The following is a 26,921-nucleotide window of genomic DNA, read 5'->3' as shown; positions in this document are numbered from 1 at the left end:
CATCGTCGCTCAAGTCGCATCGATTCTTCTGAATTTCGGCTTGCCACTCATGAACACTCACAACCGTGTGAACAACGAAGCCGAACCTCGAAAGCACGAAGTCACCATCACGACGGATCAAGAGTTGGATCTTTTCGGCGAGTCCGCGCCAGCTTCTATCGAACCAGCCAAACCGCCGAGACAACCCAAACCGCGCGGCGTCCTTCCCGCGCCCTTGCAACCCGAACTCGAAGCCCTCGCGAAGCGTCTTCCGGACGCGATCCATCTCGGCACATCGACGTGGTCGTTTCCCGGCTGGCGCGGCATCGTCTATGGCGATGACTACTCGAACACCAAACTCTCCCGCGACGGCCTCACCGCTTATGGCGCGCATCCGCTCCTGAAGAGCGTCTCCATCGACCGGTCGTTTTACGCGCCGCTGTCGCTCGCCGATTACGCGCGTCACGCGTCGCAAGTGCCCGCGCATTTCCGCTTCATCGTGAAAGCGCCCGCATCCGTCACCGATGCCTTCATCCGCGGCGAGCGAGGCACGCCGGACGCGGAAAATCCCGCGTTCCTGAATGCGCAGATCGCCATCGACGAGTTCGTGACGCCGTGCATCGGCGGTCTCGGCGAAAAAGCGGGCGCGCTCGTGTTCCAGTTCTCGCCGCTGCCCGACGCGATGATCGTCGAGCCGGCGCGCTTCATCGAACGGCTGTCGGCGTTTCTGCAAGCGCTGCCGCCGCTCGAAGGCGACGCGTGCTACGCCGTCGAGATCCGTGACGCCGCGATGCTAACGCCGCGCTTTATCCGCGCATTGCGTGACGCGAACGTGCGGTATTGCATCGGCGTTCATGCGCGCATGCCGGACGTGCGCCGTCAGGCGAAAGCGCTGGCGCTGCTCGATGAAGAAAAAATGGGACCGCTCATCGTGCGCTGGAGTCTGCACAACGGCTTCAAATACGAGCAGGCGAAAGCGAAGTACGAGCCGTTCGACAAGATCGTCGACGAAGACCTCGACACGCGCCAAGCGCTCGCCGAACTGGCCGCGCGATATGCGATCGCGGGCCAGCCGGTCGTGATCGCGGCGAACAACAAGGCGGAAGGCTCCGCGCCGCTGACCTGCTTCGAACTCGCGCGCGGCATCGCGCAGGCATGCGAGCGCGCGCGGATCGACTAGCGGCTAGACGCGCATCACGCCTTCAGGCGATGCACGAACTTCTTGCGAAACTTCGCGACCTTCGGCCCGACGACCGCCGCGCAATAACCCTGATTCGGATGCTGCGCGAAGTAGTTCTGGTGATACGCCTCGGCGGGATAGTAATCGTCGTCGAGCGGCACGACTTGCGTGACGATCTTGCCGCCGTAGACATCCTCGCGCTGCAACTCGTCGATGACTTCGAGCGCCGTCTTGCGCTGTTCGTCCGAATGCGTGAAAACGGCCGAGCGATACTGCGTGCCCACATCGTTGCCTTGTCGGTTGAGCTGCGTCGGATCGTGCGTCGCGAAGAAGATCTCGAGCACTTCGCGATACGTGATGACCGACGGATCGAACACGACCTTCACCACTTCCGCGTGACCGGTGTCACCGCTGCAAACCTGCTCGTACGACGGATTCACCACCTTGCCGCCCGCATAGCCCGATTCGACCGACTCCACGCCCTGCACCGCGAGAAACAAGGCTTCGGTGCACCAGAAACATCCGCCGCCGAGAGTCGCGGTCTCAAGTCCGGGTTGAGTCATAAGGCAAGCTCCTCATCAAGTGCATGCGGCCACGCCGCGGATCATGCATATGGATGCGTCCGGCCGATTATTCAATCGCCCGGGCGCGATGAAACGAGCTTACTGGGTTTGCGCACGCCGCGCAGAAAGCCCTCGTGCGGCAGAGAACTTGCTGCCGCAGTACGGTCATTTGACGGCCGGCGGCAGCCGATTCCGATAGAATCGACACAAATCTCCAGCTTTTACATGGCTTCTGAAAAGGTTCTTCCGACTGAAGCGCGACGCGCGGCCGGCTCGGTAGCACACGACACACTCGACCGCCCATTTGCCTGCCGATCTGCCGAATGACACGCGCCAAAACCCCGAATTTCGATCCGACCGCGTTTCGCGCCGCGCTCGGCCAGTTTGCGACCGGCGTCACGGTCATCACGACGCGCACGGCGTCCGGCCAGTTGATCGGCATCACGGCGAGCTCGTTCAACTCGGTGTCGCTGAATCCGCCGCTCGTGCTGTGGAGTCTCGCGACGAAATCGGCGTCGATGCCGGTGTTCCGCGCCAATAGCCACTACGTGGTGAATGTGCTCGCGGCGTCGCAGATCGACCTGTGCAAGCGCTTCGCGACCGTCAAGGGCGACCGCTTCGCGGGCGTCTCGCACGCCGCCGGCGATACCGGCATGCCCGTGCTCGACGGCGCGCTCGCGTGGTTCGAATGCCACAATCGCAGCCGCTACGACGAAGGCGATCACGTAATCTTCGTCGGCGAAGTGGAGCGATGCGGCGTGCGCGAAGATGCGAGCGACGTCGCGCCGCTCGTCTTCCAAGCGGGCGGCTTTCATACGCTCCGCCCGCTCGAATAACGCTTACGCCGTGTGGCCGCGCCCTGGCTGCTCGATCAGCGCGACCGGCACGCCCGCGTCGTCCTTCATCGTCTGCAACACGATGTTCGAGCGGATGTCGATCACGCCAGGCGCCTTATAGAGCTTCGAGAGAATGAAGTCGGAGTAATGCTTGAGGTTGTGCGCGAGCACGCGCAGCACGTAGTGCGTGTCGCCCGTGACGACGAACGCGCCGACTACTTCGGGCCATTCGCGCACGGCCGCGGCGAACTTCTCGTGCCAGTTTTCCTGGTCGTTGCGCATCGAGACGTGGACGAACGCCTCCAGTTCGATGCCAAGCCGCTCGCGGTCGAGGCACGCGCGATAGCTCGCGATCACCCCTTCCTCTTCCAGCAGCCGCATTCGGCGCAGACACGCCGACGGCGAGAGCGAGATGCGCTCCGCCAGGTCCAGGTTACTGATCCGTCCATCTTCCTGCAGTACCGCCAGAATTCGGCAATCCGTTGCATCGAGCGTGAATCCGGTCATTTTTGAGTCCCCTAGCCCGTTTCATCGAATTATGTTCTAAGCGCGACAGTTTTGGGTGGTTATTTTGCAAGCACTTTTCGAGATGACACGACTATGATTTGACGCATCTCCACGCTTTCTGCTAGGGCGCGTCATGACGCTGCTGGACATTTCTCCACCGATCAATCCCGCCACGCCCGTCTGGCCGGGCGACACGCCGGTCGGCATCGAGCGCGTGTGGCGCATGGAGGCGGGCTCGCCCGTCAACGTCGCGCGGCTTACGCTTTCGCCGCACACCGGCTCACATGCCGATGCCCCGCTTCACTACGACGAACACGGCGCGCCGATCGGCGAAGTCGCGCTCGACACGTACATCGGTGCGTGCCGCGTCGTGCACTGCATCGGCGCGTCGCCGCTCGTGACGCCCGAGCACGTCGCCGCGCATCTCGCCGACTGTCCGCCGCGCGTTTTGTTGCGCACCTACACGAACGCGCCGCTCGACGCATGGGACAGCGCTTTCGCCGCCGTCGCGCCCGAAACGATCGACTTGCTGGCAGAAAAAGGCGTGAAGCTCATCGGCATCGATACGCCGTCGCTCGATCCGCAAGACTCGAAGACGATGGATGCCCACAAGCGCATCCGCGCGCACGGCATGGCGATTCTCGAAGGCCTCGTGCTCGATGCCGCCGCGCCCGGCGATTTTGAACTGATCGCCCTGCCGCTCAAATTCTCGACGCTCGACGCGAGTCCCGTTCGCGCCGTCCTGCGTCCGCTTTCCTGATGATCTTCAAATTTATGGACTTTTCGATGAAACATCGTAACGAAGCCGCGGCGCTCGACCGCGACGATCCGCTCGGCGCGCTGCGCGACCAGTTCGCGCTCGCCGACGGCGTGATCTATCTCGACGGCAACTCGCTCGGCGTGCCGCCCAAGGCCGCCGCCGCGCGCGCCGCCGATGTGATCGCCGCCGAATGGGGCGAAGGCCTGATCCGCAGCTGGAACACGGCCGGCTGGTTCGCGCTGCCCAAGCGCCTCGGCAACAAGCTGGCGCCGCTGATCGGCGCGGGCGAGGACGAAGTCGTCGTCACCGATACGATTTCGGCGAATCTTTTCAAGATCCTGTCGGCCGCGCTCAAGCTCGCGAACGAGCGCGATCCGAAGCGGCGCGTGATCGTCTCCGAACGTTCGAACTTTCCGACCGATCTGTACATCGCGCAGGGCTTGATCGAGCAACTGGATCGCGGCTACGAGCTGCGTCTCGTCGATGACCCTTCCGAATTGCCGACGGCGATTGACGAAAACACCGCCATTGCGATGATTACGCACGTCAACTATCGCACCGGCTACATGCACGACATGGCCGCGCTCACCGAGAGCATTCATCGCGCGGGCGCGCTCGCGGTCTGGGATCTCGCGCATTCGGCGGGCGCGGTGCCGGTCGATCTGAACGGTGTGGGCGCGGATTACGCCGTTGGCTGCACGTACAAGTATTTGAACGGCGGGCCGGGTTCGCCCGCGTTCGTTTGGGTGCCGAAGCGCCATCAGAACGCGTTTTCGCAGCCGCTTTCCGGCTGGTGGGGGCACAAGAAGCCGTTCGAAATGAACCCGGTGTATCGGCCGGACGACGGCATCGGCCGTTTTCTTTGCGGCACGCAGCCGATCGTGTCGATGTCGCTCGCCGAATGCGGGCTCGATGTTTTCCTGCAAACCGACATGCAGGCTCTGCGTCGCAAATCGCTCGCGCTTTCGGACTTGTTTATCAAGCTCGTCGAGGAACGTTGCGGCGACTTTCCGCTGTCGCTCGCCACGCCGCGCGATCACGCGCAACGCGGCTCGCAGGCGAGCTTCGAGCATCCGAACGGCTATGAAGTGATGCAGGCGCTGATCGCGCGCGGCGTGATCGGCGATTATCGCGAACCGCGCATCTTGCGCTTCGGCTTCACGCCGCTCTACACACGTTTCGTCGATGTATGGGACGCCGTCGAAATCCTGCGCGACGTGCTCGCGACCGAAAGCTGGCGCGCGCCCGAGTTCGCCGAGCGCGCATCGGTGACTTGAGAGGAACGTCGACATGAGCACTACACAAGGCTGCCCTTTCGGCCACGGCGCGCAGAACGCGACGCAAGAAAAAGGCTGGCACGACGCCAAGCTCGATTTCTCCGATTCGATGAGCTACGGCGATTACCTCGGCCTCGATTCGATCCTCAACGCGCAGCGTCCGCTCTCGCCGGATCACAACGAGATGCTGTTCATCGTGCAGCATCAGACGAGCGAGCTGTGGATGAAGCTTGCGCTATACGAACTGCGCGCGGCGCTCGCGGCGGTGCATCGCGATGAATTGCCGCCCGCGTTCAAAATGCTCGCGCGCGTGTCGCGCATCTTCGAGCAGCTGGTGCAGGCGTGGAACGTCCTCGCGACGATGACGCCCTCCGAATACACCGCGATGCGCCCGTATCTCGGACAGTCGTCGGGCTTTCAGTCGCATCAATATCGGCAGATCGAGTTCATGCTCGGCAACAAGAACGAGCAGATGCTGAAGCCGCACGCGCATCGGCCGGAGATTCTCGCGCAGGTCCGCGAAACGCTCGAGGCGCCCTCTTTCTATGACGAAGTGATTCGCCTGCTCGCGCGACGCGGCTTCGCGATCGATCCGGCGTGCCTGAACCGCGACTGGACGCAGCCGACGACGCACGATCCGTCTGTCGAAGCGGCGTGGCTCGCGGTGTATCGCGATCCGTCGCAACACTGGGATTTGTACGAGATGGCCGAGGAACTCGTCGATCTCGAAGACGCGTTCCGGCAATGGCGCTTCCGGCATGTGACGACGGTGGAGCGCATCATCGGTTTCAAGGGCGGCACGGGCGGCACGGCAGGCGCGTCGTATCTGCGCAAGATGCTCGATGTCGTGCTGTTCCCGGAGCTTTGGCACGTCCGAACGGTGCTCTGAGTCGTTACGCGAGACGCGCGGCAAGCGCCTTCAGCTTCGGGCCGATCGTCTCGCGGAAATACGCTTCGCCCATCGAAGACGCCGGCCCGCTGCTCGACAGCACGAGCCAGCGTCCGTTGCGCAGATCGCGGACCGGCGCGGCGATGGCGTTCACATCGTCGTGCCACTCGCGAAACGAGTAGCAGCAGCCGTCGCGCGCGAAATCCTCGATCGAGCGGCGGGCCGCTTCGACCTTCTCTTCGCCTTCGTTCCTGCCGAGTTCCTCAAACAGAGCTTCGCGCGCCGCGTCGTCCTGCACGGCGAGATAGGCGCGGCCCATCGAACTCGTGAGCATCGACAGACGCGAACCGGGCGCGAGGCCGAGCGTCAGCGCCGTCTCGCTGCGGATGGTTTCCAGGTAGATCATGTCGAGCCCGTCGCGGCAGCCGAGCGACACCGCCGCGCCGATCTCCCGCGCCAGCGCGCGCATGTGCGGACGCGCGAGTTCGAGCGTGTCCGCGCCCGCGAGCAGCGTGAAGCCAAGCGACAGCACGCCGGTATCGAGCGCGTATTTGCCCGCGTGTTCGTCGAAACGCAGATAGCCGAGCGTCGTCAGCGTGTAGGCGAGACGATTGACCGTCGCCTTCGGCAATCCCGTGCGGTCGACGAAATCGCGATTGCCGAGCAGCGTCTCGCCGGGACGAAACGCGCGCAGCAGGTCGAGCCCGCGAGCGAGCGCGACGACGAACTTGCGCTCGTCGACATCCTCCGACGAGATGAGGCGCCCGGAATTTCGATTGGAATCTGTCGACATCGGGTGATAGACTCGAAGCTGATTTGCAAAACATTGTTCCGCGTAGCGGAACTCACGTCAAGCGCCACGCGCTTCGGCCGATCACGCGAGCCGGTCGGCGCACGGCGCTTCACGATGAAATCAGGAGATGCACATGGCCGACGCCGCCCGTTTCAACTGGGAAGATCCGCTCTTGCTGGATCAGCAACTGACCGAAGAAGAACGCATGGTGCGCGACGCCGCGCGCGCGTACGCGCAGGACAAGCTGCAGCCGCGCGTCATGCAGGCGTTTCGCGAGGAGAAGACCGATCCGGCGATCTTCCGCGAAATGGGCGAACTCGGTTTGCTCGGACCGACGATTCCCGAACAGTACGGCGGCCCGGGCCTGAACTACGTGTGCTACGGGCTGATCGCGCGTGAAGTGGAGCGCGTGGATTCGGGTTATCGCTCGATGATGTCGGTGCAGTCATCGCTCGTGATGGTGCCGATCAACACGTTCGGCAGCGACGCGCAAAAGGAAAAGTATCTGCCGAAGCTCGCGCGCGGCGAGTGGATCGGCTGCTTCGGTCTCACCGAGCCGAACGCGGGTTCCGATCCGGCCAGCATGACGACGCGCGCGAAGAAAGTGCAGAACGGTTTCTCGCTGTCGGGCACGAAGATGTGGATCTCGAACTCGCCGATTGCGGACGTGTTCGTCGTCTGGGCGAAGCTGGAGGAAGACGGGCGCGACGAGATCCGCGGCTTTATCCTCGAGAAAGGCTGGAAGGGTCTGTCGGCGCCGGCGATTCACGGCAAGGTCGGCTTGCGCGCGTCGATCACCGGCGAGATCGTGATGGACGAAGTGTTCGTCCCCGAAGAGAACCTGCTGCCGAACGTGCGCGGCCTCAAAGGTCCGTTCACTTGCCTCAACTCGGCGCGCTACGGCATTTCCTGGGGCGCGCTCGGCGCGGCCGAAGCGTGCTGGCACACGGCGCGACAGTACACGCTCGATCGCAAGCAATTCGGTCGGCCGCTTGCCGCGAATCAACTGATTCAGAAAAAGCTCGCCGACATGCAGACTGAAATCACGCTCGGACTGCAGGGCGTGCTGCGCCTCGGCCGCATGAAGGACGAAGGCACGGCGGCCGTCGAGATCACGTCGATCATGAAGCGCAATTCGTGCGGCAAGGCGCTCGACATCGCCCGGCTCGCGCGCGACATGCTCGGCGGCAACGGCATCTCCGATGAATTCGGTGTCGCGCGTCATCTCGTGAACCTCGAAGTGGTGAACACGTACGAAGGCACGCACGATATTCACGCGTTGATTCTCGGACGCGCCCAAACCGGAATTCAGGCGTTTTTCTAAACAAGCTTCATTCACAATTGAAAAGGGCTGGCGCATGTTGCGCCAGCCCTTTTTGTTTTCACGCGTGCATTTGCGCATCGGCGTGTGTAACTTTCGATCTACGCCTGAAACTTTTACGGGCCAGATCGTATCAATTCGAAACGATGTCGATGAAATCACGAGGCGTCGGCGGTCGCGCACGGCCCGATGCGACTGGAACGGAAACTGCGACATTCAGCGCGGCAGGGCGCACGTCTCCTCGTCAGCGATCCCATCTTTGGTTACGATTCGCGTAACCTCACCGATTGGAGCCTTTAATGTCAGAAATCAACAAGGAGCGATTCATGTCGGATATCAAATCAGTACTCGCTGACGCCGAAGATCTCTTGAAGCAAGCAGCTACCGCCACCGGCGAACGCGCCTCCGAACTGCGCGAGACCGCACTCACCCGTCTCAAGCAAGCCAAGGAAAAAGCCGCCGACGCGCAAGTCGTCGTGATCGAGCGAGGCAAGAAGGCCGCCCGCGCCACCGACGATTACGTGCACGAGCATCCGTGGGCGTCCATTGGGATCGCGGCTGGCATCGGCATGGTGATCGGACTTCTGATCAACCGGAAGTAAAGCACCCGTCTTCGATTCAATGGCCCGCAGATTGCTAATCAGCTTTCTGTCGCGGTCCCCGCTGGACTGAACCGCGAGCGCCTCGCCCGGGCGCGCGGTTCGACACTCGCACCGGCCGGCTGCCTCGAGCGCCGACCGGACCCACAAACAGCGGCACCAAACGCGCCTCTCGCATTCAAGCCATGACGACAGAACGGCCAACGCAGCAATCGTCTCCCGGACCGTTGCGACGAATTCTGAGCTCCGCCTTCGCCATCTTCGAGACGCGCCTTGAACTCATCGGCATCGAGCTTCAGGAAGAAAAGGAGCGGCTCATCGGCGTGCTTTTCCTCGGGCTCGCCGCCATGATGCTCGCGATGATGGCGCTCATCTCCCTGACGGTGCTCATCGCCATCTTTTTCTGGGACACGTATCGCTGGCAGGCGCTCGGCGGCATCACCCTTCTGTACGCGCTGATCGCGGTCGGATGCGGCCTGCGTGCGCGCAGCAATCTGCGCGATGCGCCGAACATGTTCGACGACACGCTCGCCGAATTCCGCAAGGACCGCGATACCTTCCGTTGATTCCCGCGCCCAAATCAAGCCATGAGCCAACACGACGACACCTTCAAGCCTCCCAAGCGCGGCAAGATGCAGAAGCTGCGCACGCCGCACATGCGCGCGCTGCGCAAGGAACTGCTGATCGCCCGCGCGGATGTCGAGCGCATGGAGCTGCGGCAAGCCACCTATGATCTGCGCACGTCGGTCACGCATTTCAGCGTGCTGCGCTTCCTGATGCCTGGCAGCGGCGGCTCGCGCCGCTGGGGCAAGCGCGGCCGCGGCGGCTCGGCGGGCGGCATTGGCGGCATGCTCGCTTCGCTGCTCGGCTCGGGCAATGTCGGCTTGCTGTTCAAGCAGTATCCGGTCATCGGATCGCTCGCCTCGCTCGTACTCACCAAGCCGGTGCGGACGAAGCTGTTGCACAGCGCGAAGCCGGTGCTCAAATGGGGCGGTCTCGCGCTCGCCGGATGGGAAGGCTGGCGCATCTACACGCAGATGAAGAACGCCGCGCCCGAAACCTCCAACGACGCCGTCGATCCGACCGTTTTCTGACGCCTGCATCAACTCTTCCCCGCCCAGCATGACGCCGACTGTGCCGCATCGAGCGGCGTGGTCGCGTCAGGCGGGCGATTCCAGCGCAGCCCGGTGGCATCGATGACGAACACGCCGCAGACATCGTGCTGCATCGCGCCCGCCGCGACCGGCACGGCTTCGATCGCATAACCACCGTTCGTCGACGTTTCCGGCAGCACGGCCACGCTGTACACGGCCGCCCCGCTCGACGGCGCGCGATCGAGCCCGGAAGCGAGCGCGATCACCTCGCCGCTTTCCGATGTTTGCGCAAGACGCGCGGTTTCCACGAACTGAACCGCGCGCAGCAAGGCCGACGCGGCGTCGAGCCGATGCGCCTTCACCACGTGCGCCCGATACGCCGGGATCGAGAAAGTCGCGATGATCGCGGCAACGCCCAGCGCGATCATCAGTTCAAGCAGACTGAAGCCCTTTTCGTTCATATCGATCCTCAAAACGGCCTGGCGACGACGCGCCGCCAATATTGGGTGCTCACGCCATCGGCGATATCGATCCTAAGTTGCAGCCAAGCCTCGGAATCGGCATTCGCGCCGAAGCCCCGCGCGGTAATCAAATACGACGCGTTGGCCCGCGATTCGATCAGGCATTGCGGCGCGCGGCGCGCGTACGGCCACGAAGCGAACGGCGCGATCGCGGCAGCGGACGGTCCGTCGAACGAGGATTTCGCGCGCCATCGCGACGGCTCGTCCTTCGAACTCGGCGTTGGCAACGCGAGGGAAAGCATTCGGCTGCATCGGATCAACGCGCTGTCCGCGGCATGAAACGCGTGGACGCGCTCGCGCGTCGCGACGGTCGCGCGCGCCGCTACGAGCGACGTTTGCAGCCATGCGGCAGCCGTGATCAACATCATCGCGGCGAGGATCAGCACGATCGGCAACGTGCTTGCGCGTGTCAGCGAACGTCGCTTCATTGCGCGCCTCCGGACGGCGACGCCACCGAATTCCGTATCGCGACGCGCCGCCAGAAGACCTGGCGAACGCGGCCGTCCTCGACGGTTACGGGCAAGCCGTTGCAATCCACATAGTTCGCTTTCCGCTTGGCCTGTGCGATGAAACCGCGCACGACGATGCATACGTCCGCAGCATGGACATCGCGCCAGCGTTCGCGCGCGATAGCCGAAGCATCCGATGCGGACGGCGCCCCCGCGAGCCAATACATCACCCGCATTCGCTCGATGCCTTCGACGATCGGCTGCGCCTGTCTGCCGCCGCCTTCGCAGTACAACTCGGGCTCTCCGGTGGAACTGCTCGGCTTCGCGTAGAACCGGTTCGTGACGATGGCGTCGGAGACCGCCTGGCCGAGGCAATCGGTCGGCGCGCCCGCGGTCGACGGCCAGGTCGAGACGGCGTCGGCTGAATAGCGAACCTGCAGGCCGTCCGAATGGCTTGCGAGCGATTCGCACGATGCGGTTGTATCCGCTCCAATCACGCGGCCTTGCGCGCAACCAAACATCCACGCATCGACCGGCGATTCCACGCTCGATGCGAATCCGGCCATCTGGATCTGCTGGGCGAGCATTTCCAAAGCGCTGGACGCGGCGTCGTGAATGCGCGCGGCATCGGCGGCGCGGTCGAAAGCGGCGCGCTGCTCGCGATAGAGCGACAGCGAAGCGGTCACGATCAGCATGCCGAGCGCGAGCGCAATCGTCATTTCCAGCAGCGTATGGCCGCGCGATGAGAGCAAGCGCGGAGTCATCGCGCAAACGCCACGGCGATGCACGACGTGAGCGGCTTAGCCTGCGGTTCGGGGCACGGCTCGGAGCGGTCTTGCGCGCGCCAGCTCACGGTCGCGATGCGCACGCCATCGGCGCGATCGGATATTGCCACGTCGCCCGCAGGCAGCATCGACGCCGCTCTCCCCTGCCATTGCGACACGATCGCCGCGCGGTCCGCATCGCTGCGAATGCCTTCCGCGACGGAATCTGCGATCATCGCGGCCCGTTCGTGCAGCAACGCCGCGCGTTCGCCGCGCGCGAGCGCGCTTTGCGTCGCGATGAGTCCGAGCGCGGTCACGGCCATCAGCGTAAGCGCGATCATCACTTCGATCAGCGAATCTCCACGTTGAACGTCTTTCATGCCGATGCTCCGCAGCCGCCTGAAGTCATGCGCGCCCGGCCGCCTGCCGCGAGCCGTATGCATCGACGTGACGACGGATTCGCGGCGGAATCGGCGCCGCGCGGACCGAATTCGAAGCTGCGGAATCCGCCGATCACCTGCCCCGAAGGCGGCGTGAACGAAAGCTCGGTCGATGTCCCGGCGATGGAAACCGATGTCATCGCCGGCTGCATGCGCAAAAGCGTCGAAACACCGTCGCGCTCGGCGAACAAGCCCCATCCGCACGACCAGTCGGTGACACCGCTTTCGCAGCTTCGGCCCGATGCGAGGCAATGACGAGACGCATCGATCCTGCAAAGCGTGACGCGTGCACCGCGCCGCACGGCTTCGGCGCGCGCAAGCGACAGCGTGGAAAAGAGCGCGCGCGCCCGTGCATCGACTTGATCGCGCGCCTGCCACGCGACGAACGAAGGCGCGGCGAACGTCGCGAGGATCGCCATGACGGCGAGCACCACGCATAGTTCGACGAGCGTGAAACCTTGATTTGATGCGGGAATCGTCTGCATGCCTTATCGATCGAATCGAGCCGAAAAGCTCAATCTAGCGATAAGTCAGGCGCGCCGCCATTAGCCGAATGGCCGAGTGTTCGCGTTCTCCGATACCGGGCAGACTGCGCGAGCGAATGTCAGAAAACGAGGCTTAGGAAGGAAACGATGCGGAAAAGATCAGCGCTTGCGCGAACTCGACTTCTTCGGAGCGGTGCGCCGGAATTCATCGAGCACGTCTTCGAATTCGGAGACGTCTTCGAAACGCTTGTAGACGGAGGCGAAACGCACGTAAGCGATGGTATCGAGTTGTCGCAGCTCGTTCATGACGAGCTCGCCGAGACGCTCGCTCTGCACTTCGCGCTCGCCGCTGCCGAGCAACTGATACTCGATGCGCGACGCGGCGGCATCGATCGCATCGGCGGCGACCGGGCGCTTTCGCAGCGCAAGCTGCATGCTCGCGACGATCTTGCGTCGATCGAACTCGGTGCGGCTGCCGTCTTTCTTGACGACGCTCGGCAGCGCCAGTTCGACGCGTTCATACGTGGTGAAACGCTTGTCGCACGCGGGACAGCGCCGCCGCCGCCGAATGGCCGCGCCATCCTCCGACACGCGAGAATCCACGACCTGGGTATCTTCGTGTCGGCAAAATGGGCAGCGCATCGGCGGTGTGCTCGCGAATTAACGGTAGACCGGGAAACGCTTGGTCAGATCGGCCACTTGCGCGCGCACGCGCTCGAGGTTCGCCTGGTCTTCCGGATTGTCGAGCACGTCGGCGATCAGGTTGCCCACGATCTCCGCTTCCTTCGTGCCGAAGCCGCGCGTGGTCATCGCGGGCGAGCCGAGGCGCACGCCGCTCGTGACGAACGGCTTTTCCGGATCGTTCGGAATGGCGTTCTTGTTGACCGTGATGTGCGCGGCGCCGAGCGCGGCTTCCGCTGCCTTGCCGGTGATCTTCTTCGCGCGCAGATCGACGAGCATCACATGGCTTTCGGTGTGGCCCGAGACGATACGCAGACCGCGCTTCACGAGCGTTTCGGCCAGGACGCGCGCGTTATCGACCACGGCTTGCTGATACGCCTTGAATTCCGGCGACAGCGCTTCCTTGAACGCGACGGCCTTCGCGGCGATCACGTGCATCAGCGGACCGCCCTGAATGCCCGGGAAAATGGCCGAGTTGATCTGCTTCTCGAACTCGGCCTTCATCAGAATGACGCCGCCGCGCGGGCCGCGCAGGCTCTTGTGCGTGGTCGTCGTGACGAAGTCCGCGTGCGGCACCGGATTCGGATACACGCCAGCCGCGACGAGACCGGCGTAGTGCGCCATGTCGACCATGAAGTACGCGCCGACGCTCTTCGCGATCTTCGAAAGGCGCTCGAAATCGATCTTCAGCGCAAACGCCGACGCGCCCGCGACGATCAGCTTCGGCTTGTGTTCCTTGGCGAGCGCTTCGGTCTTGTCGTAGTCGATGTCCTCGGCTTCGTTCAGGCCGTAGCTCACGACGTTGAACCACTTGCCCGACATGTTGACCGGCGAGCCGTGCGTGAGGTGACCGCCTTCGGCAAGGCTCATGCCCATGATCGTGTCGCCCGGCTTGAGCACGGCGAAAAACACGCCCTGATTCGCCTGCGAGCCGGAGTTCGGCTGCACGTTCGCGGCTTCGGCGCCGAAGAGTTGCTTCACGCGGTCGATCGCGAGCTGCTCGACGATGTCCACATATTCGCAACCGCCGTAATAGCGCTTGCCGGGATAGCCTTCGGCGTATTTGTTCGTGAGTTGCGAGCCCTGCGCGGCCATTACGGCCGGGCTCGTGTAGTTTTCCGACGCGATCAGCTCGATGTGATCTTCCTGGCGGCGGTTTTCCTGCTCGATCGCCTTGAGCAATTCGGGATCGACATTGGCGAGGGTACTTTCGGCTCTGTCAAACATACGTTTTCCGTGAGATCAAAACAGGTTGACCGGATCGCGCGTGCGCCACGTTCGAAGCAGACGCAAAAGACGCTGGAAACCGATGGAGTCCAGGCGCGGCGGATAGAGGAAGAATCCGGTTTCGCGGAACGGACAGCCACCAGCAACGCAGCGACGGCGTGCGGATCTCAGCTGCCCAGGCGAACGGCAAAACGACGCTCCGCGCTTCCTGGTGGGTCGCTCCACCTTGAATCCGAAGATTCTATCGCCAGTCACGCGGGGTTTGAGCGTTGTAGTGTAATGGCCGGCCATGCTTTAGGCAACCGGCTTACAGGGCAATCGGACGGGCGCGCAGCCACGCTTAAAGCACGATCGTTCGCGCCCACCGTTGCTTGCCGCGCCGCATCAATGGAAGTACGCTTTGCGCCGTTGCCGGACGCGTCGCCCTGCGCGCGTCGGCTTTGCCCGTCTCAGTCCATTCGGAGTCCGCTCATGATCGTTTTTGTCACCGGCGCGTCGGCCGGATTCGGCGCCGCCATCGCCCGCACGTTCGTCAAAGGCGGCCATCGTGTGATCGCCGCCGCGCGTCGCAAGGAGCGCCTGGTCGCGCTGTCGAACGAACTCGGCGACGCGCTTCTGCCAGTCGAACTCGACGTACGGGACGAAAACGCCGTCCGCAACGCCGTCGCGGCCCTGCCCGACGCGTTCGCGCAGATCGACGTGCTGGTGAACAACGCCGGACTCGCGCTCGGCCTCGAACCCGCGCAACGCGCGAATCTCGACGACTGGAAGAACATGATCGACACGAACTGCACGGGTCTCGTGACGGTCACGCACGCGATCTTGCCGGGCATGATCGAGCGCAATCGCGGACATGTGTTCAACATGGGATCGGTGGCGGGCACGTATCCGTACGCCGGAGGCAACGTGTACGGCGCGACGAAGGCGTTCGTGCGGCAGTTCAGTCTGAACCTGCGCGCGGACGTCGCCGGCACCGCCCTTCGCGTGACGGACATCGAGCCGGGGCTCGTCGGCGGCACCGAGTTTTCGAACGTGCGCTTCAAGGGCGACGACAGCAAAGCCGCGACTGTATATAAGGATGTGCAGGCGCTCACGCCCGAGGACATCGCCGACGCGATCTACTGGATCGCCACGCGCCCGGCACACGTGAACATCAACGCGATCGAGATGATGCCGGTCGCCCAGACGTTCGCACCGTTGCAAATTCACCGCGGCTGATTCCGATATCTGCCTAAGGATTTGGCGGGGGTGCTTCCGGTTCCGGTAAAATGCCGCCGATGAATATTTGTCAAAATGCGAGCCAGATCGTGTTTATGAGCCTCTGCGCGAGCGGAGCGGCGCAAAGGTGAGTGATCCGTTGACTTTCGAGTGGCCGATTCGGGTGTATTACGAGGACACCGACGCCGGCGGCATCGTCTTCTACGCGAACTACCTGAAGTTCTTCGAACGGGCGCGCACCGAATGGCTGCGCGCGTGCGGAATCGATCAGCAGCGTCTCGCCGATTCGATCGACATCCTGTTCGTCGTGAGACGCACGGCTGTCGAATATTCGTCGCCGGCGCGCCTGGATGACGTCATTCGCGTTGTAAGTCGCATCGAGCGCCTCGGCCGTGCATCGGTGGATTTTCATCAGGAAGCGTGGCGCGACGGCATGCTGCTCGCGAGCGGCGACATTCGCGTTGCCTCGGTGGATCGCGCGTCGATTCGTCCGGCCGCCATTCCGGATGCGGTGATCGAAGGATTGAAGCGCGGCCCGCACGCGACGCTCGCCGCGGCATCGCGCGGCGCAGATCAAGACCGAGCCTGAACGATGAACTCATCGCACACCGAAGCGAAACAGGGCATCGGGAACAGAGGAAGCATTAACGAGCATGAGCCGGCCACGGCACGGCTTTCGTTTGATTCACATCCATTTCACGAAAGCATGACGCTTTGACCGGACGCCCCTTTCGGGACGTAACAGCAGACCTTTATGAACAATACACAAGACCTGTCGATCATTTCCCTCGTCGTTCACGCGAGCCTGCTCGCGCAGGCCGTGATGGCGCTGCTGTTGCTGCTGTCGCTCCTGTCGTGGACCTTCATTTTCCGCAAGTGGTTTGCCATTCGCCGCGCGCGCGCGCAGACCGAGCGCTTCGAGCGCGATTTCTGGTCGGGCGGCGACCTGCAGGCGCTGTATCAAAGCGCGGCGAACAACCGTCACACGATCGGCGCGCTCGAGCGTATCTTCGAATCCGGCATGCGTGAATTCCTGAAGGGCAAGGAGCGCCGGATCACCGATCCGGGCGCGATTCTCGACGGTTCCCGCCGCGCGATGCGCGCCGCCTTCCAGCGGGAAATGGACGTGCTCGAAGCGAACCTTGCGTTCCTCGCGTCGGTCGGTTCCGTGAGTCCTTATATCGGTCTCTTCGGCACGGTGTGGGGGATCATGAATTCGTTCCGCGGTCTCGCCAATGTGCAGCAGGCGACGCTCGCGAACGTGGCGCCCGGCATCGCCGAAGCGCTCGTCGCGACCGCGATCGGCCTCTTCGCCGCGATTCCCGCAGTGGTCGCGTACAACCGCTACGCGCACGACATCGACCGTCTGGCGATCCGCTTCGAGACCTTCATCGAAGAGTTCTCGAACATCCTGCAGCGTCAGGCGCACTAACAGAAGGAGTCCGCGATGGCAGGCCCCATTCGTTCCAGCATGCGCGGCGGCTCGCGCCGCGCGATGGCCGACATCAACGTCGTGCCATACATCGACGTGATGCTCGTGCTGCTCGTCATCTTCATGGTGACGGCGCCGCTCGTTTCGCCCTCGATCATCAATCTGCCGACCGTCGGCAATGCGCAGCCGCAGGAGCAGCAGCCGCCGCTCGTCATCAACATCAAGGCGGACGGCAGCATGAACGTGCGCTACAAGGAAGAAGGCGGCGCGACGCAAGAGCAGAAGATGACGATGAACGATCTCAACAGCTTCGTGCTCAACCGTCAGGAATCACATCCGGATCAGCCCCTCGTGATCGCGGCGGACAAGACCGTGAAGTACGAAGTCGTGATGAACGTGATGTCCGATATGAAGGCGCGCGGCGTGAAGCGCGTCGGATTGCTCGTCAAATCGCAATGACCCTTTCGCACAGGCCGACACGCGCATCGTCCGCGCGACCGAATCGCCCGCCGCGTGAACGCGGCACGGGTAAGGCGTTCGCGCTCGCGGCGTTGATGCATCTGCTGCTCGGCTGGTTCCTGTATCACGGCATCAACTGGCAGAACAACACGCCGGCGGGCGCGGAAGCGGAAATCTGGACCGAGATTCCGGACACGCCCGCGCCGACGCCGCGCCCTGCCCCGCCGCCGCCCGCGCCGGTGAAGGTGCAGCCCGCGCCGCCGCCGGCGAAGGACGAAGACGCGGACATCGCGTTGCAGGAGAAGAAGCGCAAGCAGCAGGAAGCCGCCGCGCGCGAAGCGCAACTCGCCGAGCAGCGCCGTCAGCAGGAAGAGGCGAAGCAGGAAGCGGAAGCGAAGCGTCAGCAGCAGCTCGCCGCGCAAGCCGCCCAGCAGAAGGCGATGCAGGACAAGCAGAAGCAGATCGAGCAGCAGCGTCAGGCCGACCTGCAGAAGCAGCAACAGAAGGCGCAGCAGGACAAGCAGCGTCAGCAGCAGCAAGCCGAAGCGCAGAAGCAGGAACAGCTCAAGGAGCAGAAGGAGAAGGAGAAGGAACAGCAGGAAGCCAAGGCGAAGGCCGACGCGCAAGCCAAGGCCAAGGCTGAGTCCGACGCGAAAGCGAAGGCCGCGGCGCAAGCGAAAGCCAAGGCCGACGCGGAAGCGAAAGCCAAGCTCGATGCCGAGCGCAAGGCGCGTCTCTCGCAACTGCAAGGGCAGTTGGGCGGCGGCACGGCGGGCAGCGGCGAAGGCCTGGCCAAGAGCGGCACCGGCAAGGGCGCGGGCGGCAATGCGACCTCGCCTGGCTACGCCGAGAAGGTGCAGCGTCGCGTGCGGCCGAACATCGTGTGGGCCGGCGAAACGGCCGGGCTCGAGACGGTCGTGTCGGTACGCTGCTCGCCGTCGGGCACGCTGCTGTCGGCGAATATCACGCGCTCGAGCGGCAACGAGCAGTGGGATCAGGCGGCACTGCGCGCGGTACAGCGCTCGGATCCGATGCCGGTGGATATCGACGGCAAGGCGCCTTCGAGCTTCACGATCACGCTGCGTCCGGCGGGCGGTTAACGCGCTAGTCAGCAGTGAAGCGCGCTTGAAAGCTCGCATTAAGCAGCGGGAACGAAATGTGCGACCGCGGGTCTGTTCTGCAGTCCGCGGACACTTGAAAACGCTTTTATCTGGAACCTATACAGCATGAGTTTGATGACGAAGCTTGGCCTGAAAACGCTGGTCGCGTCCTGCCTGATCGCAGCCGGCACCGCTGCACACGCCCAGTTGAACGTACTCGTGACCGGCGTCGGTTCGACCCAGTTTCCGATCGCGACGGCCAATTTCGCCAATGAAGCGAGTTCGCCGCAGCAAGTCAGCGCGATCATTCGCCAGGATCTGCAGCGCAGCGGCAAGTTCACGAATATCGACGCCGGCAGCGCGCCGGTCGCGGAATCCGATACGGTCGATCTCGGCGCGTGGAAGGCAAAAGGCGCGGACGCGTTCGTGTCGGGTAGCGTGAACAAGCTGCCGAACGGCCAATACGAAGTGCGCTTCCGGCTCTACGACACCGTCAAGCAGCAGAACCTGGGCGGCCTGTCGCTCGTCAGCGCCGAAAGCGGCCTGCGCATGAGCGCGCACAAGATCGCCGACTACATCTACGCGAAGCTGCTCGGCGGCCGCGGCGTGTTCGCAACGCGTCTGTCCTACGTCATTCAGACGGGCGGCCGTTATCAATTGCAGATTTCGGATTCGGACGGTCAGGACGCGAAGATCGCCCTCTCCAGCCCGGAACCGATCATTTCGCCGGCGTGGTCGCCGGACGGCACGAAGGTCGCATACGTGTCGTTCGAGAAAAAGAAGCCGGTGGTGTACATCCACGACCTGCCGACGGGACGTCGCGTAGTCGTGTCGAATCAGAAGGGCAACAACAGTGCCCCGTCGTGGTCGCCTGATGGCCGCAAGCTCGCGGTCGCGCTCTCGCGCACGGGCAACACGCAGATTTTCGAAGTCAACGCAGACGGCTCCGGCCTGCGCCGTCTGACACAAGGCAGTTCCATCGACACCGAGCCGTTCTACTCTCCTGATGGCAACTGGATTTATTTCACGAGCGATCGCGGCGGCCAACCGCAGATCTACAAGATGCCGGCGGCGGGTGAAAGCGCCGGCGCGGCCCAGCGGGTCACGTTTGCGGGTGCGTACAACACCAGCCCGCGCGTGAGTCCGGACGGCAAGCAACTCGCGTACATTTCGCGCACTGGCGGCGGCTTCAAGCTGTATCTGCAGGACCTCGCGTCCGGCACGGCGACGGGGCTGACCGACACGACGCATGACGAATCGCCGAGCTTCGCGGCGAATGGTCAGTACATCCTCTACGCCACCCAAGTGAACGGACGTGGCGTGTTGGCAGCCGTTTCGACCGACGGTCGCACGCGGCAAGTCTTGTCAGTTCAGGGCGGTGTGGTGCGCGAGCCGTCCTGGGGTCCGTTCATGCAATAAGTCCAGCAATAACGTTTCACATACAACGTTCAGCTACAACACAAGGAGAGGTACCATGATGTCGAAACTTCGTATCGGCCTGGCAGTTGCGATGGTCGGCGCATTGGCGGCGTGTCACTCGGGCGTGAAGCTCGACGAAGGCCAGAACAAGGGTGCAGTCGGCACGCAGCCGAACCCGACGGACGTGAAGCAGGTCAACATCGACCCACTGAACGATCCGAACAGCCCGCTCGCCAAGCGCAGCATCTATTTCGACTTCGACAGCTATGCCGTGAAGGACGACTATCAGCCGCTGCTGCAACAACACTCGTCGTACCTGAAGAGCCATCCGGAGCGTCACGTCCTGATTCAAGGCAACACCGACGAACGCGGCACGAGCGAGTACAACCTCGCGCTCGGCCAGAAGCGTGCGGAAGCCGTGCGTCGCGCAATGTCGCTGATGGGCGTCGCCGATTCGCAGATGGAAGCCGTGTCGCTCGGCAAGGAAAAGCCGACTGCAACGGGTCACGACGAATCGTCGTGGGCACAGAACCGCCGTGCGGACCTCGTGTACCAGCAGTAATTTACTTAACGTAACCAGTCACGGGTGAGTCGCCCTATGTTGTATCGCTTTCCCTTGCTGCGCGCGGCCGCAGCCGCGTGTGTAGTCGGTTCGACGATGTTGAGTGCGCCCGCGCACGCCGGCGTCTTCGACGACAACGAAGCGCGTAAAGCCGTGCTCGATCTGCGCACGAAGACTGACAGCCTGTCCAGTCAGTTGCAGGCCGCGCAGCGCACGATCCTCGATCAGCAGAATCGTATCGACCAGCTCAATCAGCAGGTCGCGACGGTTCGTGGCCAGAACGAGGATCTGGCCAACCAGGTCGCCACGCTGCAGAAGCAGCAGAAGGACTATTACGCCGATCTCGATTCGCGCTTGAAGAAATTCGAGCCGCAGCAAGAGACGATCGATGGCGTGACGGGTTCGGTGCAGCCGGGCGAGACGGAAGCGTTCAACGCAGCGTCGACTCAGTTCCGTAACGGTGACTACAAGAATGCCGCGGCGTCGTTCAAGGCGTTCGTGGCGAAGTACCCGCAGAGCCCGTATCAGCCGACGGCGCGGTATTGGCTCGGCAATGCGCTCTATGCGCAGCGCGACTACAAGGGATCGACTGCGATCTGGCAGGACCTGGTGAAGAGTTATCCGACGCATCCGCGAGCGCCCGAGGCGTTGCTCGCAATCGCGAACAACCAGATCGAGCAAGGTCAGAAAGCGGCTGCGAAGCAGACGCTTCAGCAGATCATCTCGCAGTACGCCGGCACGGAAGTCGCGCAGACCGCGCAGAGCAAGATGTCGCAAGTGAAGTAAGCGAAGCCGAAGTTCGGAGTTTCGCGCCTCTCGAGGAGAATGCCCGCGGGCAATGGAGCCGCGGGCGTTTTTCTTTCGATGATTTGATGATTCTTCAACCGAGCGGGTTGACAGATTCGCGAATCGAAGTTTATAATTTTGCCTCTTTCGGGTCGTTAGCTCAGCTGGTAGAGCAGCGGACTTTTAATCCGTTGGTCACAGGTTCGAATCCCGTACGGCCTACCAAGTATCAGGTAAAAAGCCCAGTCATTGCGACTGGGCTTTTTGCTTTGGCCGTTCGGTCCTTCGCATCACTGTTCCAGCAGCCTTAGCCGCGGCGTGAGCTCGAGCGCGGCGACGGCCTCGAACATATCGTTCGCTTCACTCAACGCACGGTCCGCTTCGGCCTTGCGCTTCTTGTAGCTCGAATGTCTGTTGAACCCGGCGCCCAGCAGCATCACGCCGACCAACGCACTCGGCCAGACGAAGTACGCCGCGAGCAGGCACAACACGCCCCAGAACGTGTAGGGCCAGAGCTTCGGCTCGGCGCGTATCGAATTGCGCGCCATCTCGATTCGCGCGAGCGCCCGTTCCAGTCCTTCGACGCAACCGCCGCGCTCCCGCAACCGCCCTTCGATTTCATACACCGCGCGCATCGTCTTCTCTTTCGACGGAAGCGACAAGGAACCGATGTCCGTCAGCAAGCTGATCGATTCGTTGACTTGCGCGAAGGATGGCGCCAACGACGCGAAGGTCTGTTCATGCTCGGGAAGCGCCATCGCTTTGCGGACGTCCGAACGCCCCACGCAGACCCCGTGCGAAAAGAAATATTGCTGGATCGCGCGCGATGTCCGGTTCTTGAGACCCGCGAGAAATTCCTCGTTGGCCTGTTCCCTTCTACTCATTGTTTTCGCTCCTCGACATGCTGGGCCCTCATCCCCCGGCGCCGCTATTCTTTCCGCTTATGTCGAAGACCGTCACCCGAAAAATCCGAAAGCCTGATGGCCGCCCCGTCCGATCAAGACACGATTTGTCTCGATAGTTTCTATAATCAGGAGCAACCTTTCCTCGCCTGCGCATCATGACCTCCAGCCTCGACGAAGCCATCCTCCGCGTGCTCCCTACCGAGCGCGACGCGACCGCGTGGCTATCGACGCCCGAAGTCCGCAGACGTCTCGAAGAGCGCGGTCATCGCGTCGGCTATACGAAGAAGGTGCAGCGTCATCTGACGGCGCTCGAAGCCGATGCGCGCGTCGTATCCATGCTCAACGGCCGCGAGCTGCTCTGGCAGCGCAAGCCGTGGCTGCACGGCTTGCAGGAAGGCATGAGCGGTTTGATGAGCGCATCGGAGGCGGTGGCGTTTCACATCCTCCAGCGCTTTGCGGGCAACAAGCTGCCGAATGCCGTCACGCGCGACATCGATCCGCTGTTCAAGGCCGCCGAATCGCGGCTGTCGCAGGAAACGGCGGACAGCCGCATCTATCGCGCGTGGGCGGACAAGATCGATTCCGTCGATGGCGCTTTCACGCTGATTCGGCCGAAGCTGCGTCCGGAAATCTTTCAGACGGTCGCGACCGCTACGTTCTTCGAGCGCGAACTGCTCGTGCAGTATCGCGCGGCATATCGGGGCGAACGCAGCGACGAACCGCGCACGAAAAAGCTGTGGCCGCTCGCGCTGGTCGAATCCGCGGGCGTGATGTATATGGTCGCGCAAGATCCGAGTCGCGCGCCGCGTCCGGAGAAAGGCGAAACGGAATGGACGCGCGCGCTGTATCGGCTGGACCGGATTCGCTCGGTTTCCGAGTCGGGCGAATCTTTCACGTATCCGGACGATTTCAAGCTGCGCAAATACATCGAAACGCAGCAGGTCTTCGACTTTCTGCCCGAGCCGCCGGTGCTGCTCGAACTTGCGTTCGAAGGCAACGCGGGCAATCAGTTGCGCGAATCGCCGATGTCGAAGGATCAGAAAATCGACACGTTGCCCGACGGCCGCATGAAAGTCACCGGCACCGTCACGCCAAGTCTCAAGCTGCGCTGGTGGCTGCGCGCGCTCGGCGCGGGGGTCGAGATTCTCGCGCCGCAAGCGTTGCGTGACGAGTTCGCCGAGGATTTCGCCAAGCTGGCGAAGCGCTATCGGACGAGCTGACGCATCAACCCATATAACGCACGTTCACCTGCGGCCCGAACACCTCGCGCACGATATCGACGAGATGATCGTGGTGGCTCAGAAAGATCACCTGCGTGCGTTTCGCGATCTGCGCGAGCACGCGCAAGCCGGCGCGCGCGCGGCCATCGTCGAAGTTGATGAAGAGATCGTCGGCGACGAACGGCAACGCCGACGCCTTCTCGCCATGCTCTTCCAGCGCCGCGAGCCGCAGCGCGAGATACAGCTGATCGCGCGTGCCCTCGCTCATGCCGGCGATATCCACATGCTCGCCGCTCGCGCGAATCGCGGACAGCGCCATCGGCTGACGATCGTAATCGACGACGAGCCGCGAGAACGTGTCGAGCGTGAGCGCCGAAAAAATCGTGCTTGCGCGCGACAGCATCGGTCCCTGACGGCGCTCGCGATAACGGTCGATCGCCCACTTGAGCAGCGTCGACGCCGTTTCGACCTTGACGAAGCGCTCGGCGGCATCGGACATCGTGGCGAGCGCTTCCTGGCGCTTCGCTTCGGCGCGCGCGGCGTTCGCTTCGCCTGAAATGGCATTGAGTTCGCGGCGCGCGGCGTCGAGTGCCGTCGCCGTTTCGCTCGCGATTCTCACCGATTCCGACAGCGCCGCGCCGATGCGCGAGAGCTCCGCCTGCACGTTCGACATGTCCGCGCCCTCCACTTCCGCGATGAGTTCGTCGAGCGTCAGGCCATCGCCGCCCTTGATGAGCGCGGCGCGCGCGTCGTCGACGGCGGCGGCCAGTTCGCGCTTCTTCTGCGATTGCGCGATGCGTGCCTGAAGCACGTCCGGCGTATCGACACCCGCCAGATCGTAGAGCGGACGCAGCGTCGCCTTCGCTTCCTCGACATCGGCGTGAGCGCGACGCACGTGCTCGCTCGCCGACGCGTGCTCCTTCTTCAAACGCTCACGCTCGCCATGCGCGGCGCAAGCGAGATCGAGACGCGCCGACAACGCCGTCGCAGTCGCGTTCGCGCCGAGCGCCGCGAGCGATTCGTCGAGTTCGCGCGCAAGGTGCGATGCCTCGGCGTCGAGCGCTGTGAGCGCCGCGCGCATCGCGTCGATCTGGCCGTTGCGTACGGTTTCGATGTGCGTCAGTTGCGCGCCGATCTTCTTCACCATGTCGATGGCCGCTTCCGCCGCCGCCTGCGAATCCGCTGCGTTCGCGAGTCCCGCTTTCGCGATCGCCGCCGACCACTCGCATTGCCAGCGTTCGAACGCTTCGCGCGCCGCTTTCGCCGCGCCTTCCCGCGCGATGCGCTCGGCTTGCGCTTCGTCGAGTTGCGCGGATACGTTGCGGCGCGTGACCGCGGCTTCGTCGATGGCCGCGATCTTCGCCTCGGCCAGATCGCAGAGCGCGTCGAGATCGGCGCGTGCGTCCGCGTCGTCCAGATGCCGCGCGAGTTCGTCGCGGCGCGCGCGGGAATCGGCGGCTTCGCGCGCGAGTTCTTCGGCGCGCATATCGAGCGTCTGCGACGCGGCCAGCGCCTTGTCACGCGATGCGATCCACGACGGCGCATCGTCGAGCGACATGTCCGCGATCTGCGACTGCGCGGCGAGCGCGCGCCACGATTCGTCGAACGATGTCAGCGCCGATTCTGCTTCGCGCACGCTTTGCTCGCGTCGCGCGAGCGTCGATTCTTCGTTCGCGACGCGCCGCTTCAAGGCCGCGAGTTGCGTCGCGTGATTCACGGAACCCAACTGACGATCGGCGAGACCATCCGCCGCGTGCATCGCCGTTTCGAAACCGGAAGCGCCTCGATCGAGCGCGACGTCGCCGGACCGGATCGCGCGCCACGCTGCATCGCGCGACGTACGCGCGTCCCGAACCTGATCGCCCGTCACGACATCGTGCGTCTCGACCAGACTGTCGAGTTCCGATCGCACGGCGTGCAGCGCGTCCTGCGCTTCCTTCGCACGATCGGCCGCGAGCGTCAGCCGCGACGACAGATCCTGCCGCTGCGCGCGCAATGCGGCGATGCGCTCCGCCGCCGGCAGCGTCATCGACTTGAGTTCGCCGATCGGACGCGACCATCGCCCGAGCGACGCCATGCCCGCTTCGAGCAACTGCTGCGCGTCGCGCTTCGCATCTTCGAGGCGCTGCTGCGTCGCGCTCGCATCGCGATACTTCTGCGCGGCACGCAATGCAGCGCGCAGACCCGGCGACACATCGCCGTTCGCGATCGCCGCGAGCTTCGTTTGCAGCGTGACGATCTGCGCGGCGCATGCGTCGGCGGCTTGCTCCGCATTGCGCGCGGCGAGTTCGAGTTCGCCGCGTTCGAGCATCAGGCTCGTGACGGTCTGAAGCGCGAGCGCGCCGGGCATCGCGCCGCGCACGCCCGCTTCGTCGAGCGGCCAGCCGAGCTGCGCGCCGTCCTGCGCAATCTGGCGCAGCCGCAGCGCGACTTCCTGTTCGAGCCGCGCGATTTCGTTCGCGTGATCGGCACAGCGCTGTCGCGTGGCGTCGAGCGCGCGAATGCGCGCTTGCGCGGCGAGGACCGCGTCGTCGATCACGATCGCGTCGAGATCGGCTTGCAACTGCGCGGCGGCTTTTGTGTGGACGTCGAGCGCGCTTTGCGCCGCCGCGAGCCGCTTCAGCGCGTTTTGCAGCGTCGCCTCGGCGTTCGCGGGCAGATCGACGGCATCGCCCAGTTCGCGCAATTCCGCGGCCTTCTCACGCCACACGTTCAAGTACGGCGCCACGCGCCTCACGCGCTCCAGCTTGGCGCGCTGCGTTTCGAGCTCCGTGCGGCGCGCGTCTTCATCGCGACGCTTCTCCTCCGCCTCTTCCACGGCGCCGTGCGCGCGACGCCACTGCGCCGTTCTCACGCTCGCCGTCTTCAGCTCGGCGGTGGCTTCGTCGTATTGCTTCAGGCCGATGTAATACGCGCGATCGCCCGACTTGCGCTTCGCCCACAGTCGATCGGCCTCGTCAGCGAGACGTTGGCGCACGTCGCCGAGACTCGCGATGCCCGCCGCCGACTGAAACAGCACCTGCCCGACATCGCTCGATGCATCGAGAATGGCTTCGCCGCCGCGCCGCAGCGCCTCGTGATTCAGGCAGTACATCTGCTCGAAGAAGCCTTTATCGGATGCGCCCAGAAACGTCGCCAGCGCGTCGGCGGGCAGCGCATCGCCGTTCGGCGTGCAAAGCGACGACTTGCGGCTCTTCGTGCGATGGAACGCGAACGCGTCGCCGCCCGTTTCGATCGACGCCCCGAGCCGCAGATCGCTTTGCGGATGCACGAACGCAAGCGGCGAGCTATGCGGCATGCCGAAGAGCAGCTCGGAAATCGCGTTCTTGATGGTGGATTTGCCCGCCTCGTTCGGACCGACGACAAAGTGAAAATCGTGTTCCGCCGCCGGAAACTCCACCGTGTGATCGGTGAATTTGCCGTAGCGGATGAGTTCGAGCTTGCCGATACGCATG

30 protein-coding genes, 1 tRNA gene and 1 riboswitch are annotated in these 26,921 nt (G+C 63.6%); of the genes, 19 read left to right on the top strand and 12 right to left on the bottom strand.

Going from position 1 to position 26,921, the window contains the following annotated elements; all coding sequences use genetic code 11:
• Positions 1–49 precede the first annotated feature (49 nt).
• The gene (locus BG60_RS11475) at positions 50–1,159 is read left to right on the top strand and encodes a DUF72 domain-containing protein (RefSeq protein WP_034471558.1); all 1,110 of its coding nucleotides are present in this window, start codon (positions 50–52) and stop codon (positions 1,157–1,159) included.
• 14 nt (positions 1,160–1,173) lie between these two features.
• On the opposite strand, the gene msrA is transcribed toward BG60_RS11475, so the two are convergent.
• Positions 1,174–1,722, bottom strand: coding sequence for a peptide-methionine (S)-S-oxide reductase MsrA (gene msrA / locus BG60_RS11470; protein WP_034471556.1), 549 nt, complete (start codon positions 1,720–1,722; stop codon positions 1,174–1,176).
• A gap of 323 nt (positions 1,723–2,045) precedes the next feature.
• Here msrA and BG60_RS11465 point away from each other — a divergent pair, with 323 nt between their 5' ends.
• Positions 2,046–2,558 (top strand): flavin reductase family protein, encoded by a 513-nt coding sequence (locus BG60_RS11465; protein WP_008342770.1) that lies wholly within the window; start codon positions 2,046–2,048, stop codon positions 2,556–2,558.
• Positions 2,559–2,561: 3 nt separating this feature from the next.
• Here BG60_RS11465 and BG60_RS11460 read toward each other — a convergent pair whose 3' ends face one another.
• On the bottom strand, positions 2,562–3,065 hold the full coding sequence (locus tag BG60_RS11460; RefSeq protein ID WP_008342772.1) for an Lrp/AsnC family transcriptional regulator: 504 nt from the start codon (positions 3,063–3,065) through the stop codon (positions 2,562–2,564).
• 133 nt (positions 3,066–3,198) lie between these two features.
• Here BG60_RS11460 and kynB point away from each other — a divergent pair, with 133 nt between their 5' ends.
• From kynB to kynA, 3 genes are read left to right on the top strand one after another with little or no spacing between them, the layout of a single operon-like run.
• Positions 3,199–3,825, top strand: a complete 627-nt coding sequence (gene kynB / locus BG60_RS11455; RefSeq protein ID WP_034471554.1) for an arylformamidase — start codon at positions 3,199–3,201, stop codon at positions 3,823–3,825.
• 26 nt (positions 3,826–3,851) lie between these two features.
• Positions 3,852–5,102 (top strand): kynureninase, encoded by a 1,251-nt coding sequence (kynU, locus tag BG60_RS11450; RefSeq protein ID WP_008342775.1) that lies wholly within the window; start codon positions 3,852–3,854, stop codon positions 5,100–5,102.
• Positions 5,103–5,115: 13 nt separating this feature from the next.
• Entirely contained in the window at positions 5,116–5,991 is an 876-nt protein-coding gene (gene kynA / locus BG60_RS11445) for a tryptophan 2,3-dioxygenase (RefSeq protein ID WP_034471551.1), read from the top strand.
• Between the two features lie 4 nt (positions 5,992–5,995).
• Here kynA and BG60_RS11440 read toward each other — a convergent pair whose 3' ends face one another.
• Positions 5,996–6,784: an IclR family transcriptional regulator gene (locus BG60_RS11440; RefSeq protein WP_034471548.1), complete on the bottom strand. Its 789-nt coding sequence runs from the start codon at positions 6,782–6,784 to the stop codon at positions 5,996–5,998.
• Positions 6,785–6,917: 133 nt separating this feature from the next.
• Here BG60_RS11440 and BG60_RS11435 point away from each other — a divergent pair, with 133 nt between their 5' ends.
• The 4 genes from BG60_RS11435 (at position 6,918) to BG60_RS11420 (ending at position 9,798) form a co-directional block, all read left to right on the top strand.
• Entirely contained in the window at positions 6,918–8,108 is a 1,191-nt protein-coding gene (locus BG60_RS11435) for an acyl-CoA dehydrogenase (protein WP_034471545.1), read from the top strand.
• A gap of 296 nt (positions 8,109–8,404) precedes the next feature.
• Positions 8,405–8,707, top strand: coding sequence for an ElaB/YgaM/YqjD family protein (locus tag BG60_RS11430; protein WP_008342781.1), 303 nt, complete (start codon positions 8,405–8,407; stop codon positions 8,705–8,707).
• 182 nt (positions 8,708–8,889) lie between these two features.
• A complete protein-coding gene (locus BG60_RS11425; protein ID WP_034471543.1) occupies positions 8,890–9,270 on the top strand; it encodes a phage holin family protein in 381 nt (126 codons plus the stop codon).
• A gap of 21 nt (positions 9,271–9,291) precedes the next feature.
• Positions 9,292–9,798, top strand: coding sequence for a DUF3318 domain-containing protein (locus BG60_RS11420; RefSeq protein WP_008342783.1), 507 nt, complete (start codon positions 9,292–9,294; stop codon positions 9,796–9,798).
• A gap of 8 nt (positions 9,799–9,806) precedes the next feature.
• Here BG60_RS11420 and BG60_RS11415 read toward each other — a convergent pair whose 3' ends face one another.
• The 7 genes from BG60_RS11415 to glyA form a co-directional block, all read right to left on the bottom strand.
• Positions 9,807–10,259, bottom strand: coding sequence for a type IV pilin protein (locus BG60_RS11415; RefSeq protein WP_034471541.1), 453 nt, complete (start codon positions 10,257–10,259; stop codon positions 9,807–9,809).
• A gap of 8 nt (positions 10,260–10,267) precedes the next feature.
• The gene (locus tag BG60_RS11410; RefSeq protein WP_034471539.1) at positions 10,268–10,747 is read right to left on the bottom strand and encodes a pilus assembly PilX family protein; all 480 of its coding nucleotides are present in this window, start codon (positions 10,745–10,747) and stop codon (positions 10,268–10,270) included.
• Positions 10,744–11,532, bottom strand: coding sequence for a PilW family protein (locus BG60_RS11405; protein ID WP_034471536.1), 789 nt, complete (start codon positions 11,530–11,532; stop codon positions 10,744–10,746). The genes BG60_RS11410 and BG60_RS11405 overlap by 4 nt, the downstream gene beginning before the upstream one ends.
• Positions 11,529–11,912 carry a type IV pilus modification PilV family protein gene (locus BG60_RS11400; RefSeq protein WP_051996481.1) on the bottom strand — a complete coding sequence of 128 codons (384 nt, stop codon included), beginning with the start codon at positions 11,910–11,912 and terminating at the stop codon, positions 11,529–11,531. The genes BG60_RS11405 and BG60_RS11400 overlap by 4 nt, the downstream gene beginning before the upstream one ends.
• The gene (locus BG60_RS11395) at positions 11,909–12,457 is read right to left on the bottom strand and encodes a GspH/FimT family pseudopilin (protein ID WP_034471533.1); all 549 of its coding nucleotides are present in this window, start codon (positions 12,455–12,457) and stop codon (positions 11,909–11,911) included. Before BG60_RS11395 ends, BG60_RS11400 begins: the two co-directional genes overlap by 4 nt.
• Before the next feature lie 159 nt (positions 12,458–12,616).
• Positions 12,617–13,099 (bottom strand): transcriptional regulator NrdR, encoded by a 483-nt coding sequence (gene nrdR, locus BG60_RS11390; RefSeq protein ID WP_008342795.1) that lies wholly within the window; start codon positions 13,097–13,099, stop codon positions 12,617–12,619.
• Between the two features lie 18 nt (positions 13,100–13,117).
• A complete protein-coding gene (glyA, locus tag BG60_RS11385) occupies positions 13,118–14,365 on the bottom strand; it encodes a serine hydroxymethyltransferase (protein ID WP_034471530.1) in 1,248 nt (415 codons plus the stop codon).
• A gap of 166 nt (positions 14,366–14,531) precedes the next feature.
• Positions 14,532–14,630, bottom strand: a riboswitch (ZMP/ZTP riboswitch).
• Positions 14,631–14,836: 206 nt separating this feature from the next.
• Here glyA and ydfG point away from each other — a divergent pair.
• The 9 genes from ydfG to BG60_RS11340 all read left to right on the top strand — a co-directional run bounded on the left by ydfG (position 14,837) and on the right by BG60_RS11340 (position 21,566).
• Positions 14,837–15,583 (top strand): bifunctional NADP-dependent 3-hydroxy acid dehydrogenase/3-hydroxypropionate dehydrogenase YdfG, encoded by a 747-nt coding sequence (gene ydfG, locus BG60_RS11380; protein ID WP_034471528.1) that lies wholly within the window; start codon positions 14,837–14,839, stop codon positions 15,581–15,583.
• A 127-nt stretch (positions 15,584–15,710) separates the two neighbouring features.
• Positions 15,711–16,172, top strand: a complete 462-nt coding sequence (ybgC, locus tag BG60_RS11375; protein WP_034471526.1) for a tol-pal system-associated acyl-CoA thioesterase — start codon at positions 15,711–15,713, stop codon at positions 16,170–16,172.
• Positions 16,173–16,337: 165 nt separating this feature from the next.
• Positions 16,338–17,015 carry a protein TolQ gene (gene tolQ, locus BG60_RS11370; RefSeq protein WP_008342801.1) on the top strand — a complete coding sequence of 226 codons (678 nt, stop codon included), beginning with the start codon at positions 16,338–16,340 and terminating at the stop codon, positions 17,013–17,015.
• Between the two features lie 15 nt (positions 17,016–17,030).
• Positions 17,031–17,474, top strand: a complete 444-nt coding sequence (gene tolR, locus BG60_RS11365) for a protein TolR (RefSeq protein ID WP_034471524.1) — start codon at positions 17,031–17,033, stop codon at positions 17,472–17,474.
• Positions 17,471–18,574, top strand: a complete 1,104-nt coding sequence (tolA, locus tag BG60_RS11360; RefSeq protein ID WP_034471522.1) for a cell envelope integrity protein TolA — start codon at positions 17,471–17,473, stop codon at positions 18,572–18,574. The genes tolR and tolA overlap by 4 nt, the downstream gene beginning before the upstream one ends.
• A 126-nt stretch (positions 18,575–18,700) precedes the next feature.
• Entirely contained in the window at positions 18,701–19,993 is a 1,293-nt protein-coding gene (gene tolB / locus BG60_RS11355; RefSeq protein ID WP_008342805.1) for a Tol-Pal system beta propeller repeat protein TolB, read from the top strand.
• Positions 19,994–20,048: 55 nt separating this feature from the next.
• Complete coding sequence (gene pal, locus BG60_RS11350; RefSeq protein ID WP_008342807.1) at positions 20,049–20,555, top strand: peptidoglycan-associated lipoprotein Pal; 507 nt, start codon at positions 20,049–20,051, stop codon at positions 20,553–20,555.
• Between the two features lie 36 nt (positions 20,556–20,591).
• Positions 20,592–21,341 carry a tol-pal system protein YbgF gene (ybgF, locus tag BG60_RS11345; RefSeq protein ID WP_008342809.1) on the top strand — a complete coding sequence of 250 codons (750 nt, stop codon included), beginning with the start codon at positions 20,592–20,594 and terminating at the stop codon, positions 21,339–21,341.
• A 149-nt stretch (positions 21,342–21,490) separates the two neighbouring features.
• A tRNA-Lys gene (locus BG60_RS11340) sits at positions 21,491–21,566 on the top strand.
• A gap of 65 nt (positions 21,567–21,631) precedes the next feature.
• On the opposite strand, the gene BG60_RS11335 is transcribed toward BG60_RS11340, so the two are convergent.
• Positions 21,632–22,225: a hypothetical protein gene (locus BG60_RS11335; RefSeq protein WP_152563198.1), complete on the bottom strand. Its 594-nt coding sequence runs from the start codon at positions 22,223–22,225 to the stop codon at positions 21,632–21,634.
• Positions 22,226–22,401: 176 nt separating this feature from the next.
• On the opposite strand from BG60_RS11335, the gene BG60_RS11330 reads away from it, so the two are divergent.
• Entirely contained in the window at positions 22,402–23,466 is a 1,065-nt protein-coding gene (locus BG60_RS11330) for a helix-turn-helix transcriptional regulator (protein WP_008342813.1), read from the top strand.
• Positions 23,467–23,470: 4 nt separating this feature from the next.
• Here BG60_RS11330 and BG60_RS11325 read toward each other — a convergent pair whose 3' ends face one another.
• Positions 23,471–26,920 carry an ATP-binding protein gene (locus BG60_RS11325; RefSeq protein WP_034471516.1) on the bottom strand — a complete coding sequence of 1,150 codons (3,450 nt, stop codon included), beginning with the start codon at positions 26,918–26,920 and terminating at the stop codon, positions 23,471–23,473.
• Between the last annotated feature and the right edge of the window lies 1 nt (position 26,921).

The sequence above is a fragment of the Caballeronia zhejiangensis genome (genome assembly GCF_000698575.1).
Classification (GTDB): domain Bacteria; phylum Pseudomonadota; class Gammaproteobacteria; order Burkholderiales; family Burkholderiaceae; genus Caballeronia; species Caballeronia zhejiangensis.
The sequence above is the reverse complement of the archived record's forward strand: the minus strand, read 5'-3'. Positions and strand labels throughout refer to the sequence as shown.